Source organism: Enterococcus sp. AZ167 (genome assembly GCF_051714025.1).
GTDB classification, from domain to species: domain Bacteria; phylum Bacillota; class Bacilli; order Lactobacillales; family Enterococcaceae; genus Enterococcus_D; species Enterococcus_D casseliflavus.
On sequence record NZ_JBIORB010000001.1, the window covers coordinates 2,255,533 to 2,272,512 of the forward strand.

Here is a 16,980-nt window from a genome sequence, read left to right on the forward strand (position 1 = left end):
TCACTGCTCCTTTTTAGAATTTGAAACTATCCACTTGGAATTTAAGGATAGTGGCGATCGTTTCGATCTCTTGCACATTCCGTTCAAAGTCTTCGATGACTAAGTAGAAGTCTTCTAAGTTTGCCGTTACTTCTTGGGTGCCGGCAGAGGTTTCCGAAACAGCAGCCGAAATGTTGCTGACGGAAACTTGAACCATGTCTTTTTTCTCAACGATCCCGGTAATATGGGCTTCCACGGCTTGAATACTTGAAACCAATTTTTCAACAATATCAGAGATCTCATTGGCTGATTCGATCGCTTTGTTGATATTGTTGGTTTGTTTTTCGCCGCTTTCAAAGGAATCCGTCACTGCAGAGACCACTTTTTCCGATTTTTTGCGGATCGTTTCAATGATCGAACGAATGCTTTTCGTTGATTGACTGCTTTGTTCCGCCAAGCTGCGGACTTCTTCCGCAACGATGGCAAACCCTCGGCCTGCTTCTCCAGCTCGAGCTGCTTCGATGGATGCATTCAATGCCAGTAAGTTGGTCTGATCAGAAATGTCATTGATCAGCTGAACGATCTTACCGATGCTTTGGACATCTTCGTTCATGTCGTTCATGCTTTCTACTAATTCTGCTTGGTTTTGCCGTTCGATCTCCCAGCTTTCAAATACATGGAACATCATTTCCGAATTGTGGACATTGCTGCTTTGGGATTGACCGACATAGCCATTCATCAATTCGATCTCTTTGTGGATCTCTTCGATACTTAAGGCTAGCTCGTCCATATCAAAGGAGGTTTGTTCCGCTTCGGAGGCTTGTGAACTAGTGGCATCTGCGATGGCATTCATCGTCTGACGCACATTTTCAATTGAATTTTTGGCATTTTTTGAGGTTGTCGTTAGGCCGCCTACCATTTTTTCCATTCGGCTGCTTTCTTCGTGCATGCCAACGATTACCGCTTTGAAGGTGTTTAAAACCCCTTGAAAACGATTTTGAACTTGCCCAAAAAGAGAAGTCTGGTCACTGCTGCCGATCTCATCGATATGCGACAGATCGCCAGAACCAACTGCTTCTAGTTCTGTCAATAACGTATCCATGCCCGAGTGGGTCTCTTTTTTTACCAAATAGGTCATTCCTACTAACACTGCGATTTCTAGCAGCAGTACGATTACTGAAAAAATAAAGAAACTTTTTGCTGCTTGTCCGTCTCCGTGGGTGCGGATCACGAAGAAATAGCATCCTAATAATACGATCAGGGTAAATCCTAGCGGAATCAACGCCGCCAAGCGGATTTTTTTGATGATAGCTTGTACCTTCTTCTTCATAACAGTATCCTTTCCTATGCAAAATGATCAGTCGTGCTGTTTATCAAGATTCGCTCTTCACTTGATAATCGTTGAGTCACTCCTTCTTTATCCGATTATGAAAACAATCTTCTAGTTCTTTAATCGGATCTTTTGCTAGAAAAGTTAAGCATCTTCACCAGACATATGTATCTTTTGGATCAGCAAAGCGCGTATAGCCGCCTTGGTATTCATCACGAACCAAACGACCGTTTTACAGCTCGACTACTCGATTACGGACCGTATTGACCATCGTACTGTCGTGGGTCGCCAAGAGGATCGTGGCACCGACTTGATTGATCCGCAAGAGCAGTTTCATGACTTCGACGGCTGATTTGGCATCCAGATTGGCGGTGGGCTCATCGGCGATCAAGACTGCTGGCTCTGTGACGATCGCCCGCGCGATCGCTACTTTTTTGCGCTGTCCCACGGAAAGCTCCTCAGGATAGTGATCCTTTTGAGAAAACATGCCCACCAGTTGCAGCGCTTTGGCGGTTTTTTCCTGACGCAGCTTGCGGGGAGTGCCTAGTACTTGCAGCGCATAATCGACGTTTTTAGCAACCGTCAGATAAGGAAGCAAAAGGTCCTCTTGTCCGACGATACCGACTTGTCGTCGAACCATATAGAGATGACGGTCTTTGAGTTGTTCCAACAAGACATTGCCGACTTGGATAGAACCAGCCGAAAGCTCTTCTTCTTTCAAGAGCAATTTGAATAAGGTCGATTTGCCCGCACCGCTGGGACCCACCACATAGATAAATTCTCCTTGAGGGATCGCAACAGAAATATCGGCCAATGCCAACGTGCCATTGCTGAATTTTTTACTGACCTTGGTTAAGCGAATCATGTTCTTTCTCCTCTAATCTGTAAAACGATTGATCACGGACCACATCTCATCGGCTGTCTGCATGGCTTTCGTGTTCAATCCATACGCACGCTGGGTCGTTAACAAGTCTGTCATGGACGTCGCTAGATCCACCGTCGACTGTTCTAACTGTCCTTGCAAGACGCTGCCAAAGGCTGCTGGATTGGTTTGCGAAGTAAGCAACGCTTGATCACCGGCACGGTACAGTTGGTTGCCCACTGGCGTGATGTTTTCTGTATTCGTCGGCTGATAAAGGGTCAGCTGTCCCAACACGCGAGTCTGACCATTTTCTTCCGTCGTCAGCTGACCGCTGGCATCTATTGCGATTTGCTGCGCATCTGGCCACTGAGGGGTCGGTACGTTTGTGGTCATTGCCACAGGGTACCCTTCACTATTGACTAATTGCTTGTTCTCACTTAAATGAAAATTGCCTGCTCGACTCAGCAGCAATTGACCAGTTTGGTCCCGGACCCCGAAAAAGCCGTTGCCTTGGATCGCGAGATCTAATGGCTGAGCGGTGCCCGCCAGATTGCCTTGGGCAAAACTGGTAGTCGTAGTCGCTTTTGCCCCCATTGACGCACCATATTGGGCGGCGTTGCCATTAAATAGCGTTTCTTCTGCACCGATGGCATTTTCCATCAATGCTTGAAAATGGGTCGTTTGTGCTTGATAGCCATTGGTATTGACGTTGGCGATGTTGTTGGCTGTCGTGTCTAAGTTTGTCTGCAAATGATTCAACCCAGAACGGCTGATTCCTAATAATCCACTGATATTCATTGACTCATCCTCAAATCTTTCCTAATTCGTTGACCGCTTTTTGCAATGTCTGATTCGTTGAACTCAAGGCTTTCTGATTGGCTTCAAATTCGCGAGAAGTCTGGATCATCGCTACCATTTCATCGGCAACCGCTACGTTGGCTTGTTCTAAGGCACCTTGCTGGATCACGGGTGCATTCACCGTGGTTCCTGCTGCGTTGCTAGTCACATAGTTTTGACCAGCTGTAGTCAATGCTTCTGGGGGGAATGTTTGGATCTGAAAGTTCGCTGATCCCAAGGCGCTGACTGCTTGTCCATTGGCACTTAAGACAAGATAGCCTTCTTGTGTCACGTATTGATTCTGCTGATTGACGGTAAAGTCGCCATTTCTCGTATACAACCGCTGCCCCACATTGTTTTGAACGACAAAGTAGCCTTCGGAAAGCAGTGCAAAATCGCTGGCTTGTCCCATCTGTTTGACAGCGCCTTGGTCTTGACTGATGGTACTGCCTGCCAATTGGGTTCCTAAAGACAATCCACCGATATCATGGCGGGTATCCGCATTGGGCCCGCTTTGGTAATTATGCAGCGCCACTTCATCTAGCGCCGACTGGAACAAAGTTTTTGCTTGATACCCTGTTGTATTGACATTGGCAATATTGCCGCTCGTCGTCTCTTGTCGCTTTTGTAATAATGAAATGTTCCGTGATAAGACATCCAATCCTCGAATCATGCCAGTTCCTCCTCAATCAATGTGCGCAATTTGGCAATCGTTTTGCCGTGAATTTGTGAAACTCGTGGAATCGAGACTTCTAAGATTTCAGCGATTTCTTTTAACGTCAGTTCCTCGGTATAGTACAAACTTAAAATCAATTGTTCTCGTTCCCCTAATTTTTTGATGCACGCCACCAAGGCGGTGCGTTTTTCTTCAGCGACCAAGGTATCTTCGACATTTTCGGCTGGATCCCGAACCATATCTTTTAAGGTCATGCCTTCTTCTTGGTAAGCAAACAAGGTATCTTCCAAAGAAACGCTGGCTAAGTAGTGCAGACTCTCATAAATATCCGCTAGTTGACTTTGGTTGATTCCCAGCTGTTTGCAGATCTCGGTGTCGGTCGCTTCTCTTTTGAGGCTTTGCTCCAACTCTTGCCGTGCTTGATAAAACTGATTGACTGCCGCCATTTTGTATCGGGAGATTTTGGCGTGCTTGCGTACTTCATCAATAATTGCCCCTTTGATACGAATCGCTGCATAGCTTTCAAAAGGAACTTTTTTTGAGGGATCGAATTTCCGCAAGGCATCCATCAGCCCAATCACCCCAATATTATAGAGATCGCCTGATTCATAATCGGCGGTTTTGATAGACAGGCGCTGAACCACCCGTTCCACTAGCGGCAGATACTTGATGATCTCCGCTTCTCGATCGACTTCATACATCGGCGATGCCCCTTCCTAAGAAAATTCTGCTTAAATGTCAATACTGCCCACCGTTTCGATCGCAATTTCATTGGGAATCTCATTTAGAGAAAGAACGGCGATATCTGGAAAATTAAAAACGATCATTTTTTTGAATGCTAACCGGATCTTAGGCGATGCCAGAATCACGAAATTGATATTTTGAGCGATCGCCGCATGTTGGATCCCACTGATGGAATCCAACAGCTTGGTCACGGTATCTGGTTTTAAGACTGGGTACGAGCCAGTTGCGGTTTTTTGGATACTTTGAGCGATGATTTCTTCTAGTTTCGGCTGGATCACCGCCACTTGCAGCTCGTGGTTCTCATTGGCATACTTGGCAGCGATCGTCCGTTTCAATGCTTGGCGGACATATTCTGTCAAAACTTCTACGTCTTTCGTGACAACGCCGTAATCGGCTAAAGTTTCTAAGATCGTTGCTAAGTCATTGATGGGAATTTGCTCATCCAATAAATTTTGTAAAACTTTTTGGACCTCGCCGAGCCGTAAAATATCGGGGATCAATTCATCGATCACGACATTGTACTGCTCTTTGATGCCCTCCAATAATTTCTTGACTTCTTGGCGACCTAACAGCTCTGGTGCATGGGCATAGATGATTTCTTTTAAGTGTGTTGCGATCACGGTCAACGGCTCGATAATCGTAAACCCTTGCAGATCCGCCATCTCCTTATCGGATTCATCGATCCACATAGCATCCAGATGAAAGGCTGGTTCTTTTGTTGCGATTCCTTGAAAAGGAAACGGCTCTTCATTCGGACTGATCACCATGACTTTATTCGGGTAAATATCGCCGCGGCCGACTTCGTTGCCGCGGATCTTGATCACGTAATCGTTGGCATCCAAATAGAGATTGTCGCGAATACGAACGGGACTGACTAAGATCCCTAATTCTCTAGCACTCTGTTTACGGATCGCCACGATGCGGTTCATCAAGCTGTTGTCGATCGAACGATCCACGATAGGGATCAGACCATAACCAATTTCCACTGAGATTGGTTCCACTTGGAAGGAAGCCACGGAATCGTCTTCTTCCTGTGCTTCTTTTTTGCGTTCCAGTGCCAATTTTTGTTCCCATTGTTTTTGTTCCACTCGCTGCTTTTCTTCTTTTTGCGTCACCAGAAAGCTGGCTGAGAAAAGGCCTAAACCAATCAACACAAAAGGGACAAAAGGAAACCCAGGAACTAAGGCTAAGACGAAGAGAATCGCCCCCACGATCCGAAACAGTTGGGGATTACGCATCACATCTGCCGCAATATCTAAACCAAAGGAACTATCGTTATCAGAACGAGTCACGATCACCCCAGAAGCAATCGAAATCAATAAAGAGGGAATCGAGCTGACCAAGCCATCCCCGATTGCCAGTTTCCCGAATTGGGCGAAGGCTTCCATGACGGTCATTTGTTCCCCCATGGAGAAAATGATCGCCCCGCCGACTAAATTGATGACAGTGATCAAGATCCCTGCGATCGCATCCCCTTTGACAAACTTGCTGGCACCATCCATCGAACCAAAGAAATCAGCTTCTCGCTGCAGATCTTTTCGTCGTTTGCGGGCATCCGCTTCCGTGATCAAACCGGCATTTAGGTCGGAATCGATCGCCATTTGCTTGCCGGGCATCGCATCCAATGTGAAGCGAGCAGTCACTTCTGAGACACGCCCTGCACCATTGGTCACGACGACTAGCTGAACCACCATGATGATCACGAACAAAATGATCCCCACGATGTAATTGCTGCCGGCAACGACATTGGCGAAGGCATCGATCACGTGTCCGCCATTTCCTTGGGTCAAGATCAACCGTGTGGAAGATAGGTTCAAACCTAAACGAAACATCGTTGTGATCAGCAGCAAGGTTGGAAACGTAGTGAATTCCAACACTGATTTGGTAAACAGGGTGATCAGTAAAATGTTGATCGCGATCGTCAAATTGATAATGATCAGAATATCTAATAGTGCACTCGGTAATGGAATAATAATCAAACCAATAATAGCTAGGACGATCACCGAGATTAAGATATCCGCCAGACCAATGCCTTTTTTCGGTTTTGAGGCAGCCTCATTCATTTTTGTTCCTCCTGTTTCCTTAAATCTTGCCGCGTTGGCTTTCTTCTAACTGATAGACCAAAGCGATGATTTCGGCAATGGCTTCATACATCTCAACAGGGATCAGATCCCCGGGTTCTACTTGGCGATAAAGGGCTCGTGCCACTTCACGGTTTTCGATCTGTGGAATATTTTCTTTCAGTGCTTCTGCTTTCATCCGCTGCGCCAGCTGATCTGCCCCTTTGGCCAAGACCCGCGGCACCCCTTCACTACTGGCATCGTAACGAATCGCAATGGCGAAATGGGTCGGATTGGTGATCAAAACCGTCGCTTCTTTGACGTTGGCGATGGCATTTTGGGTCATCGCACGGTACTTCGCTTTGCGCTGTGCTTTGACTTGCGGATCACCTTCCATTTGCTTGAACTCTTCTTTGACTTCCTGCTTGCTCATCATCATGAAAAGCCAAGACGACCAATATCCGTCTTGGCTTTATTGCAGTCTCCTATTCACTAAACAAAAATCACCCACGAGCCATTCTTGCGAATAGCTGATGAGTGATTTTTTTGCTTGGTTTATTTTTCCACTTCAAAACGATTGGTCAATCGCTTCAACTCTTCTGCAATGTCTCTGAGGTCTGCCACATGGTTGGTAAATTCATCCATGGTTGCCAAGACTTCTTCTGCATTTGCGGAAACTTCTTGTGTACCAGCGGCATTTTCTTCCGTTGATGCGGAAATGTTTTCTAAGTTTTCCAGTACACTGTTTTGAATGTTTTCGATACGGGCACTGGCTGCTTCAATATGATGGATGCCTTCGATCATATAGCTGCTGCGTTGGAAAACTTCTTTTGAAGACGAGATCGCTTCTTTGATCAAGTTGGTTTGGCGAACGCCGCCTTTGACAGATGCCGACGTTTGTTTGACCATTTGACTAGACTGCTCACGAATTTCTTCAATGATCGCTTCGATCTCTTTGGTAGAAGCCTTGCTTTGTTCCGCCAATTTACGGATCTCAGCTGCCACGACGGCAAAGCCTTTGCCCGACTCACCTGCACTTGCGGCTTCGATCGATGCATTCAAGGCTAGCAAGTTGGTTTGGTAAGAAATATCGTTGATGACCCCAATGATCGAGTTGATGTTTTGGATACTATCATTCATTCCCGTCATGTTCGACATCAAACGCTCCATCTGTGCCAACTCTTGTCGCCAGCTGTCATCGACTTGATCCATGATCGTTAAGTTTTCTTGATTGATCTTCGTAGATTCTTGCGACTTGCTGCTCATGCCGCCAACATTTTCTCGTAATTCTTTCACGACCTGCGACAGGTTTTGCATTTGTGACACGCTGTATTCTGTTTCTTGGGCTTGCGCACCGGTCACTTCAGCAATCCCCGTAATGGTTTGAGAGACTTCTTCTGTCGCAATATTGGTTTGTTTTGACAATTCTAATAAAGAATCTGACATTCCTGCGACACTGTTGCTTTCTTTTTGTACTTTTTGGATCAATGCACCCGTGCCTTCGATCATCACATTGTAATTGTCCGCCATTTGCTGGATCTCATTGCCTGCTTTGTCTGGATATACAACTCGGCGTGCCAATTGCTCCCATGTCCATTTTTCGCCTTTGGCTCTTTTGGTTTTGCTCATCTTCTCTAGTTTGCCTTCACCGACTTTTCTAAAGTAACGATTGAAGCAATCGATGATCGCTGCGACTACTTTGATCGCGGCATAAGAAACCAGTCCTACAAAGAGCAGCATCAAGATCGTAACGATAATGGTGGTGCGGACTAACGCTCCTAGCTCTTTGTCTAGATCACTAGCTTTGACTTCGGAGTACGCCCAAACATTGGAATCAGCAGACTTGTCATACAACACATCGTTGACTTTATTCGAGTCGCCTAAACCAACCATGCCTGTCGGGTTTTTAGCTTCTTTGATTTTTTGGAATACTTCTTCTTCTTTGATATTCTTACCGATTTGTTTGGTGTTTTTTGAGGTCACGATGACCCCAGATTCTGAAACTAAGGTGACATTCCCAGTCCGCCCTACGGTAAAGGAAGACAAGATGTTTTGAATGCTTTCATAAGAAACATCGACGCTTAAAACCCCCACTTGATTATGGGAGTTTTTGACCCTGATCGAAGCCGACGTCACAAATTGATTCGACACTGTATCTAAATAAGGTGCTGTCCAATACACTTCTCCTTCGGCTTTTACGGCCCCTTTGTACCATGGCCGAATCGTAGGCTTATAATCATCTGGTAAGGGATTGAAGGTCACATACTCATCATCTTCTGTCCCAAAAGTCACCGCTAAGAAGCTGTTGCTCCCAGCAATCGCTAAAGAAAGATCTGAACGGATGCGCCCCATGCTGAATTCTGTTTTCATCGCTGGCAGTTCAGCCATTGATTTCAATTTGCTTTCCGTCGATCGGCGCAAACTCTTTTCTTCCGCCAAGATCAAATTGACGGCACTTTCTTTGTTCAAATCATTTCGTTCAATCAATAAGTTCTTGGTGGTTAAATAGGAACTTGTCAGCATGACAATGATCGGGATCCCCGCAACCAGCATCAAGGTGATCATCACATAAATTCCTATCGTCTTTTTTCTTTTTTTCACAACTGTGCCACTCCTTCATTTCCAATTTCACACGATCCAATGAAGACTCGTCCGTAGACGACCCTTAGTAAGGATAATCGGTTATTTCTTTGAATGATTAAGAGGGTTCATTGGCAGAAACGGCTGCCAGCGCATTTTCTTTTTTGCTAAGGCTTACGGTTGCTGATCTAACGAATAGAAAAGCTCCTCAGTCATGAAGGAGCGTTGCGACTGCATAAAAATAGCCAGCACGGAAGTTTCCGCACTGGCTGTAGGTTCCCTTTAATGGGACTACTTTTTATTGCCTATAATTCTTTGATGACGGCTTTTTCTTCCGCAGTCAAAGCGAAATCAAAGAGCGCTAAATTTTCGGCTTGATGTTTTTCTGAATGGGATTTCGGAATCACGATCACCCCACGCTCGATTTGGTAACGCAAGACCACTTGGCTCCAGGTTTTTTGATACGCTTCACCGATTTGGGTCAAGGTTTCCCGAGCCGCTTCTGAAATTCGTGAAAGTGGCCCCCAGGCTTCTGGAACTACCTGATTGGCTAAGGAATAGGCGATGATCGCGTCGTTCCACTTGCCTGGATGCGATTCGATTTGATTGACCGCTGGTTTGATGCGACTGTTTGCCAATAAATAGCTAAGTTCTTCTTCTTGGAAATTGGACACCCCGATCGCTTTTAAGACTCCTTTATCGACATAAGCCTCAAGAACCGCCCAGACAGCGGCGATCTCTGCCAAGTTGTCCCACGGATGATGGATCAAATAAAGATCGATCGATTCCGTCTGCAGGGCTGCTAAACTCGCTTCGACAGACGCTTTCACGGCAGCTGCATCTTGCGTATGCTCTGGTTTGCCAGGAATCTTAGAAGTCAGGAAAAATTCGCTGCGGTCGATCCCGCTCTCCTTGATGGCTTTGCCTACTACGGCTTCGTTGCGGTAAGAAATCGCCGTATCAAAATGCCGATACCCACTTGATAGCAGTCAACAGCTCTGTCGTATCATCATTGATCGCACCTTGGTATTCTCGGTTTTCTTTCCCAAATGTATTCGTCCCACTGCCGATCACTGGAATCTGAATGCCGGTACTCAATTCAATCGTTTCCATGCTGCTTCCCCCTTTGTGTTGTTTCTAGTCTATCAAAAAAGCAGGAGTAAGGGGAAGAAAAACTCTTATTGCCGCTAAAAAACGGAGAAAAGCACAAAACGCATGTTCAAGCTGCCCCTCCTCCGTTATACTGAGGGTAAGACACGAAACACCCAAATAAGGAGGGTTACTTTTGAAAAAAACACTATTTTTTCTTTGTGGATCACTGACATTCGGTCTAGGTACTTTAGGAATCTTCTTGCCTTTCTTACCTACAACGGTCTTTTACTTGCTGACGGCTTATTTCTGGCTGCGGAGTTCCGATACCTATTATCAACGCTTGGTTCAATCAGAAAATTATCAAAAATACATTGAAAAACCACTCGTACAAAAACAGCTGAGTACCAAGGGAATGGTTCGGATGTTTGCCATGATGCTGGTAGTCTTTGCCATTCCTGCAGTATTGATCCCTAATCTGCTGGTACGTTTCGTCCTCGCTGCCATCTACCTTGCCCATGTCATTGGGATCACTTGGTATTTAAAAGGACGCAAACCCGTGATCCAAAAAACGGATCAGCCACTGTAAGGTGAAGCTGCACGAACACACCGTAATCCAGCAAGCAAGCGAACCTTGCTAGTGGACTGCGGTGTATTTTTTTCTCCTATTTTAGTGGGAGCCCACTGACGCCTCTTCGATGATGGGGGCGGATTGGGCGATCGCTAACCAGGCAGCAGGGATTCGGTATGGGGAGCAAGAAACATAGTCGATGCCGATCTCTCGCAAAAATGCAATGGAATAGGGATCACTACCGACTTCGCCACAAACACCGATCGAGTGCTCTGGCTGACGATCTCTTACGCCAGTGATCGCTTGGCGCATCAAGGTACCAACACCCGCCTGATCTAAGTGCTGGTAAGGATCTTCTTGTAAGATCCCCGACTGCAAATAGGCTTGAATAAAGCTGCCTGCATCATCCCGCGAAAAGCCAAAGGTCATTTGGGTCAAGTCATTGGTACCAAAACTAAAGAACGCAGCATCTTCAGCACACTCCCCAGCGATCAAGCACGCTCTAGGTGTCTCGATCATCATGCCGATCTCGATGTGCAATGGTTGCTGCAGGGTTGCTTCTGCTTGAGCGATCACCTGTGTCAACGTCGCTTTCAACACCTGCAGCTCTGCGGGCAAACTGATCAGGGGCAATAAGATCGCCGCCTCTACCTCGACTCCTTGCTGCCGCAATTCCACAGCCGCTTCACAAATCGCCGCTGTTTGCATTTCATAAATTTCTGGATAGCTCAGTCCTAAACGGCTGCCGCGATGCCCCATCATGGGATTGACCTCTTGCAGCTCGTCAATTCGCCGCTCGATCACTGCCAATGATTTTTGACTACGGCGAGCCATTTCAAGGCGTTCATGCTCATGGGGCAAAAATTCATGAAGTGGTGGATCTAATAAACGAATCGTGCACTTCTTTCCTTGCGCGGCCTGCAGCATTTCTTGGAAATCGGCTTTTTGATACGCCTTGATCTCAGCCAACGCCTTCAATCGTTCCGCCTTCGTTTCTGCCAAAATGACTTCCCGCATTTTCCACAAACGCTCTTCCCCAAAAAACATATGCTCCGTCCGTGCTAAGCCGATGCCCGCTGCCCCAAAGGCCAGCGCAGCCTCAATGTCATTTTTCGTTTCCGCATTTGCGTAAACCTTTAGATCTGCCTGGGCTTGTGCCCACGTCAAAAGCTGATCCAGCAAGACCCGCTCCTGGACACTGGTCATAGGCAGCTGCCCTTGATACAGTTTGCCAGTGCTGCCGTCTACCGAAAGCACGTCACCTTCTTCAATCAGCAGCTCGCCGCAGCGAGCCTGCTTCAAAAATACATCGACACTTAATGCCTCGCACCCTACCACACAGCAGACCCCCAGACCACGGGCGACCACCGCCGCATGCGAAGTCATCCCCCCACGAGCGGTAATGATCGCTTCACTCACCACCATGCCTTCAATATCTTCAGGTGAGGTTTCTTGTCGCAGCAGCAGGACTTTTTCTCCTGCGCGGTTGGCTTTTTCCGCCGCCTCTGCAGTGAAATAGACATGTCCTGAAGCTGCTCCTGGACTAGCCGGCAAGCCCTGCGTAAAGGCTTTGGCTTGCTGTAAGGCTTCGGGGGCAAATAACGGGTGCAGCAATTGATCGATCATTTCTGGTGTGATGCGATCTAGTGCCTGCCTGATAGTGATCCGACCTTCTGCGACCATATCCGTTGCGATTTGCGCTGCGGCAGCGGCGGTTCGTTTGCCGTTTCTTGTTTGCAAGACAAACAGCTGACCGTCATCGATGGTAAACTCAATGTCTTGCATGTCTTGATAGTGATCCTCCAAACGCTCAGCCAGTTGCTTTAATTCCTGATAGATCATGGGATGCTGCTGTGCCAACGCTTGGATCGGTTGCGGTGTACGAATCCCTGCAACCACATCTTCCCCTTGGGCACACACTAAAAATTCGCCGAAAAGTCCCAGTTCCCCGGTTGCTGGATTGCGGGTGAAGGCGACACCCGTCCCACTATTTATCCCGCTGTTACCAAACACCATTTCTTGAATCGTTACGGCAGTCCCTAGATCGTCAGGGATGCGATGGAGAGATCGGTAGGTCTTTGCCCGTGGGTTGTTCCATGAGCGAAAAACCGCCGTGATAGCTGCCAACAATTGCTGAAACGGGTCTTGCGGAAACGCTTCTTGAGTATGTTCCATATAAATACTTTGAAACACGCGGCAGATCATTTGCCAATCATTGCCGGTCATCATTTGGTCTGACGCATAATTCTGCTGTTTCTTATAATCTGTCAAGTAGGCTTCAAAGTGCTCTTTTGCTACACCTTTCACCACATCCCCATACATTTGGATCAAGCGGCGGTAACAATCATAAGCAAAAACGGGGTCCCCCGTCTGCTGAGCCAAGCCTTGGACGGTTTCATCATTCAACCCAAGGTTTAAGATCGTATCCATCATCCCTGGCATGGAAAACTTAGCCCCACTGCGGACAGAAACCAACAACGGCGATTGCAGTCCGCCAAATGTTTTGTTCCTGCGGACTGCCAATTCTTCGATGGCAGCTTTGACTTGCTTGATGATCGCCTCAGGAAGAACCTGTTCTTCTAAATAGGTCAGGCAAATAGTCGCAGGGACGATAAATCCCTGGGGAACAGGCAAACCCAAATTGGTCATCTCCGCAAGATTTGCCCCTTTCCCGCCTAATAGTGCTTTTTGCTCTTTTGTGCCTTCTGAAAACCATACGACTGCTTTTTCCATCATGTTCCTCCTTTTAAATGTTATATACTATTTCGATTAATTAGCAGTATATAGTATGACATATTTAATCGTCAAGCTGAAAAAGATAACTTTTAAGGGATTTATCCTTTTTAAAAGAGAAGGATTGCCTTTTTATTCGGAAAATCATATAATCAATAGCATAGCACATAAAAGAAAGAAGGTGACACATTGGAATTAAGCCAAAGACAAATGAAAATCATTGAGATCGTCAAAGAGCATCAGCCGATCAGTGGGGAGACCATTGCGAAGCAGTTGGGCTTGAGCCGCGCAACCTTGCGGAATGACTTATCGATTTTGACCATGACCGGTTTATTAGACGCCCGACCGAAAGTCGGCTATTTCTATACAGGACAAACCGTTGAGCCTTTGCTTTTCGAAAAACTCTATCATACCAAAGTTGCAGAAGTCATGATCCCGCCGTTGCTGATCTCACAAACGGTCTCCGTTTATGAAGCGGTCACGACTTTGTTTATGTACGATGTCGGTTCCCTCTATGTCAAAAATGACCAAGACGAGCTGATTGGGGTCCTCTCCCGCAAAGACCTACTGCGCTTTGCGATCAGCAATGCCGCACCAGAAAAAACACCTGTAGCGATGATCATGACTCGCATGCCAAACATCGTGACCATCACACCCGAAGAAACGATTTTGACGGCTGGTACGTTGTTAGGGCGACATGAAGTCGATACCTTGCCTGTGGTCGATCCGCAGGAACCAAAAAAAGTCATCGGCAAAATCACGAAGACACGGCTGATGAATTACTTTATTCAAGCAGGCAATGACAGTGACAACACACACTTTTAGGGGGCAAAAACAATGAAGAACGTTCGAATATATTTGATTTCAGATTCCGTAGGCGAAACGGCACAAAAGCTGATCGCAGCCGTTTCCGCGCAGTTTCCCACGATCGACCTTTCAGACATCCAGCTCTTTCCCTTTACTAATGATGAAGAGAGCTTAGGCGAGATCCTCAAAGATGCCTTGCTAGACAAATCGATCGTCGTTACCACCTTAGTCAATAAAGAGTTAGTCGCCTTTGTTGATGCCTTTGCCAAGCGGACTGGTTTGCAGTATGTCGACTTTATGTCGCCCTTGACCACGATGCTGGAAAAAACATTCGGTGTAGAAGCCGTCCAAGAGCCTGGTGCCTTGCATCGCTTGAACCAAGCATATTTCAGCCGGGTGGCAGCGATGGAATTTGCGGTGAAATACGACGACGGCAAAGACCCACGGGGATTTCTCGATGCTGACTTTGTCCTCTTAGGGGTTTCGCGAACCTCGAAGACACCATTGAGTTTATACATGGCAAACCGCGGCTACAAAGTGGCAAATCTGCCTTTGATTCCTGAAGTTGCTTTGCCAGCCGAAGTGCACCAAGTCGACCCGCGAAAAATGGTCGGTTTGACCACGAATCCAGAATCTCTGACCGAGATTCGGCGATCCCGAATGCATTCATTGGGCTTAAAAGAAGAGACCCATTACACCAATTGTGAACGAATCGAAGCAGAATTAGCTTACGCGAATGAATGGTTCAAAAAGCTGAACATTCCGGTGATCGATGTCAGCAAACGCTCCATTGAAGAAAGCGCGATGCTGATTGAAGAACAAGCCAAAGAACAGGCCCATGTTCAATAAAGACGCCTTGGCAAACCTGACCGAGATCATCAACTTGGAAGCCATCCAGCAGCTGCCGAAAGCCACCGAGCACTTTGTCAGCGATCTGCATGGCGAATACGATGCCTTTGACCATATTTTGCGGAATGGTTCTGGCAGTATCCGAGAAAAAGTCGAGATTTTGTTTACTGGCGTCTTGACGAAAGAAGAACAGACCGAACTTTGTTTTGTCATTTATTATCCAGAGGAGCTATTACAAGAACAGGCCTGGACCCCTGCCGATTGGCGCTTAAAGATGGCACAGCTAGTAAAAGTTGCCCGCTTTACTTCCAGTAAATACACACGCTCCAAGGTACGCAAAGCACTGCCGTCTTCTTTTGCTTATATCTTAGAAGAACTGTTGTACCAATATGATGCTGACTTCAATAAAGAAGCTTACTATCGGGCGATTTTTGATAAGATCATTGAATTAGAGGCAGCCCCGCTTTTTTGCCAAGAACTGGCGTACTTGATTCAGCGCTTCGTAGTGGATCATCTCCACGTCTTAGGCGATATTTATGATCGCGGACCAGCGCCAGACAAAATCGTCGATCGCTTGATGACTTTGCCCTCACTGGATATTCAGCTAGGCAACCATGATATCTTGTGGATCGGCAGCTTTTGCGGCTCGCTGCCCTGTTTGGCCAATACGATCCGCATCGCTGCTCGCTACGGCAATCTGGCATTATTACAAGATGGTTATGGGATCGATCTATCAAAAGCACTGGCTTTTAGCCAAAAATATTACACAGAAAATGAAGGCTTTTATCCGCAAAAAACAGTGGACCCTTTATCAAGCCAGCAAAAAAAAGCCGCCATGCTTTTGCAACAGGCGTTTGCCATCATCCAATTCAAAGTCGAAGCAGCCGTGATCCAGCGGCGACCAGCATTTGCGATGGCAGAGCGCTGCTTGTTGCATCGCTTGTCTCAAGATCGGCAACAAATCCAGCTAGACCAGACCTATCCTTTGATCAACGGCTGTTTTCAACTAGTAGATCCCGATGATCCTTACCGTTTGACAGCAGAAGAACATGAGGTACTGCAAGATTTGCTGAGCCAATTTCAACGCTCGCCCCGCTTAGCTGCGCATATGCGCTTTTTAGTTGAGCATGGCACCTTGTACCAGCGCTTCAACGACAACCTGCTGTATCACGGCTGCCTGCCTTGTCAGGAAAACGGCGATTTCCTGGCCTTTACTTTCCAGCAGCAGCCCTTAGCAGGCAAAGCGTTGATGGACTTTTTTCAGCAATGTTTGCAGGAAAGCTTTGCCCACCCAGAAAAGCAAACAGACCTTGCCACCGATATGATCTGGTATCTTTGGTGCGGCGAAGGCTCTTCCCTCTTCGGCAAAAAAGCCATGAAAACCTTTGAGCGCTACTTTATAGCAGATCGCAACACCCATATGGAACAAAAAAATGCCTATTATTCTTTAAGGGAAAACGAAGACTTCTGCTGCCGTGTCCTAGCTGCCTTCGGTCTGCCGCCGACAGGTCACATCATCAATGGCCATACCCCTGTCAAAGTGCGTAAAGGCGAGACGCCCATCAAGGCAAATGGTCGTTTATTGGTGATCGATGGCGGACTCTCTCGCTCCTATCAATCCGTCACAGGCATTGCCGGTTACACGCTGTTGTCAAATTCCTTCGGCATGACCTTAGCAGCCCATCAACCCTTTACAGATCGCCAGCAAGCCATCCAGCAGCGACGTGACATCGTCACTCAGAAAAAAATCGTCGTGCGGCAAACGGAAAGAACAACGGTAGGGCAAACAGATATCGGCAAGCGGCTGCAGCAAGAAAGCCGCGTGCTTTTTGAAGAATTAAAAAATCATCCGATCCCTTGACG

11 protein-coding genes and 3 pseudogenes are annotated in these 16,980 nt (G+C 46.9%); 4 read left to right on the forward strand and 10 right to left on the reverse strand.

The genetic code is table 11. The features are described 5' to 3' along the window. Positions 1-13: 13 nt before the first annotated feature. From IGJ05_RS10610 to IGJ05_RS10650, 9 genes and pseudogenes are all read right to left on the reverse strand, one after another. A complete protein-coding gene (locus IGJ05_RS10610) occupies positions 14-1,309 on the reverse strand; it encodes a methyl-accepting chemotaxis protein (protein WP_005226627.1) in 1,296 nt (431 codons plus the stop codon). Positions 1,310-1,463: 154 nt separating this feature from the next. Continuing rightward, a pseudogene (locus IGJ05_RS10615) lies at positions 1,464-2,174 on the reverse strand (cell division ATP-binding protein FtsE). Positions 2,175-2,186: 12 nt separating this feature from the next. Then, positions 2,187-2,969: a flagellar hook-basal body protein gene (locus tag IGJ05_RS10620; protein ID WP_005226625.1), complete on the reverse strand. Its 783-nt coding sequence runs from the start codon at positions 2,967-2,969 to the stop codon at positions 2,187-2,189. Between the two features lie 10 nt (positions 2,970-2,979). Beyond that, on the reverse strand, positions 2,980-3,681 hold the full coding sequence (locus tag IGJ05_RS10625; protein WP_266166272.1) for a flagellar hook-basal body protein: 702 nt from the start codon (positions 3,679-3,681) through the stop codon (positions 2,980-2,982). After that, entirely contained in the window at positions 3,678-4,385 is a 708-nt protein-coding gene (locus IGJ05_RS10630) for a sigma-70 family RNA polymerase sigma factor (protein ID WP_015508736.1), read from the reverse strand. The genes IGJ05_RS10625 and IGJ05_RS10630 overlap by 4 nt, the downstream gene beginning before the upstream one ends. Positions 4,386-4,415: 30 nt before the next feature. Then, the gene (flhA, locus tag IGJ05_RS10635; protein WP_266166273.1) at positions 4,416-6,491 is read right to left on the reverse strand and encodes a flagellar biosynthesis protein FlhA; all 2,076 of its coding nucleotides are present in this window, start codon (positions 6,489-6,491) and stop codon (positions 4,416-4,418) included. A gap of 19 nt (positions 6,492-6,510) precedes the next feature. Continuing rightward, positions 6,511-6,927, reverse strand: a pseudogene (locus IGJ05_RS10640) (EscU/YscU/HrcU family type III secretion system export apparatus switch protein); the annotation flags it as partial. A 116-nt stretch (positions 6,928-7,043) separates the two neighbouring features. After that, a complete protein-coding gene (locus tag IGJ05_RS10645; protein ID WP_115231519.1) occupies positions 7,044-9,089 on the reverse strand; it encodes a methyl-accepting chemotaxis protein in 2,046 nt (681 codons plus the stop codon). A 284-nt stretch (positions 9,090-9,373) separates the two neighbouring features. After that, positions 9,374-10,181: pseudogene (locus tag IGJ05_RS10650) on the reverse strand (aldo/keto reductase family protein). A 172-nt stretch (positions 10,182-10,353) separates the two neighbouring features. Between IGJ05_RS10650 and IGJ05_RS10655 the strand changes: the two are divergent. Next, positions 10,354-10,746 carry a YbaN family protein gene (locus IGJ05_RS10655; RefSeq protein WP_225000663.1) on the forward strand — a complete coding sequence of 131 codons (393 nt, stop codon included), beginning with the start codon at positions 10,354-10,356 and terminating at the stop codon, positions 10,744-10,746. 81 nt (positions 10,747-10,827) lie between these two features. Here IGJ05_RS10655 and ppdK read toward each other — a convergent pair whose 3' ends face one another. Continuing rightward, positions 10,828-13,461 carry a pyruvate, phosphate dikinase gene (ppdK, locus tag IGJ05_RS10660; protein ID WP_266166275.1) on the reverse strand — a complete coding sequence of 878 codons (2,634 nt, stop codon included), beginning with the start codon at positions 13,459-13,461 and terminating at the stop codon, positions 10,828-10,830. Between the two features lie 189 nt (positions 13,462-13,650). Between ppdK and IGJ05_RS10665 the strand changes: the two genes are divergently transcribed. Genes IGJ05_RS10665 through IGJ05_RS10675 form a run of 3 tightly spaced genes read left to right on the forward strand, consistent with a single transcriptional unit; the run spans position 13,651 to position 16,978 of the window. Beyond that, positions 13,651-14,286 carry a helix-turn-helix transcriptional regulator gene (locus IGJ05_RS10665; RefSeq protein ID WP_005232817.1) on the forward strand — a complete coding sequence of 212 codons (636 nt, stop codon included), beginning with the start codon at positions 13,651-13,653 and terminating at the stop codon, positions 14,284-14,286. A 12-nt stretch (positions 14,287-14,298) separates the two neighbouring features. Next, positions 14,299-15,117: a pyruvate, water dikinase regulatory protein gene (locus tag IGJ05_RS10670; RefSeq protein ID WP_005226564.1), complete on the forward strand. Its 819-nt coding sequence runs from the start codon at positions 14,299-14,301 to the stop codon at positions 15,115-15,117. Continuing rightward, positions 15,107-16,978, forward strand: a complete 1,872-nt coding sequence (locus IGJ05_RS10675) for a fructose-1,6-bisphosphatase (RefSeq protein WP_213356306.1) — start codon at positions 15,107-15,109, stop codon at positions 16,976-16,978. Before IGJ05_RS10670 ends, IGJ05_RS10675 begins: the two co-directional genes overlap by 11 nt. Positions 16,979-16,980: the final 2 nt, after the last annotated feature.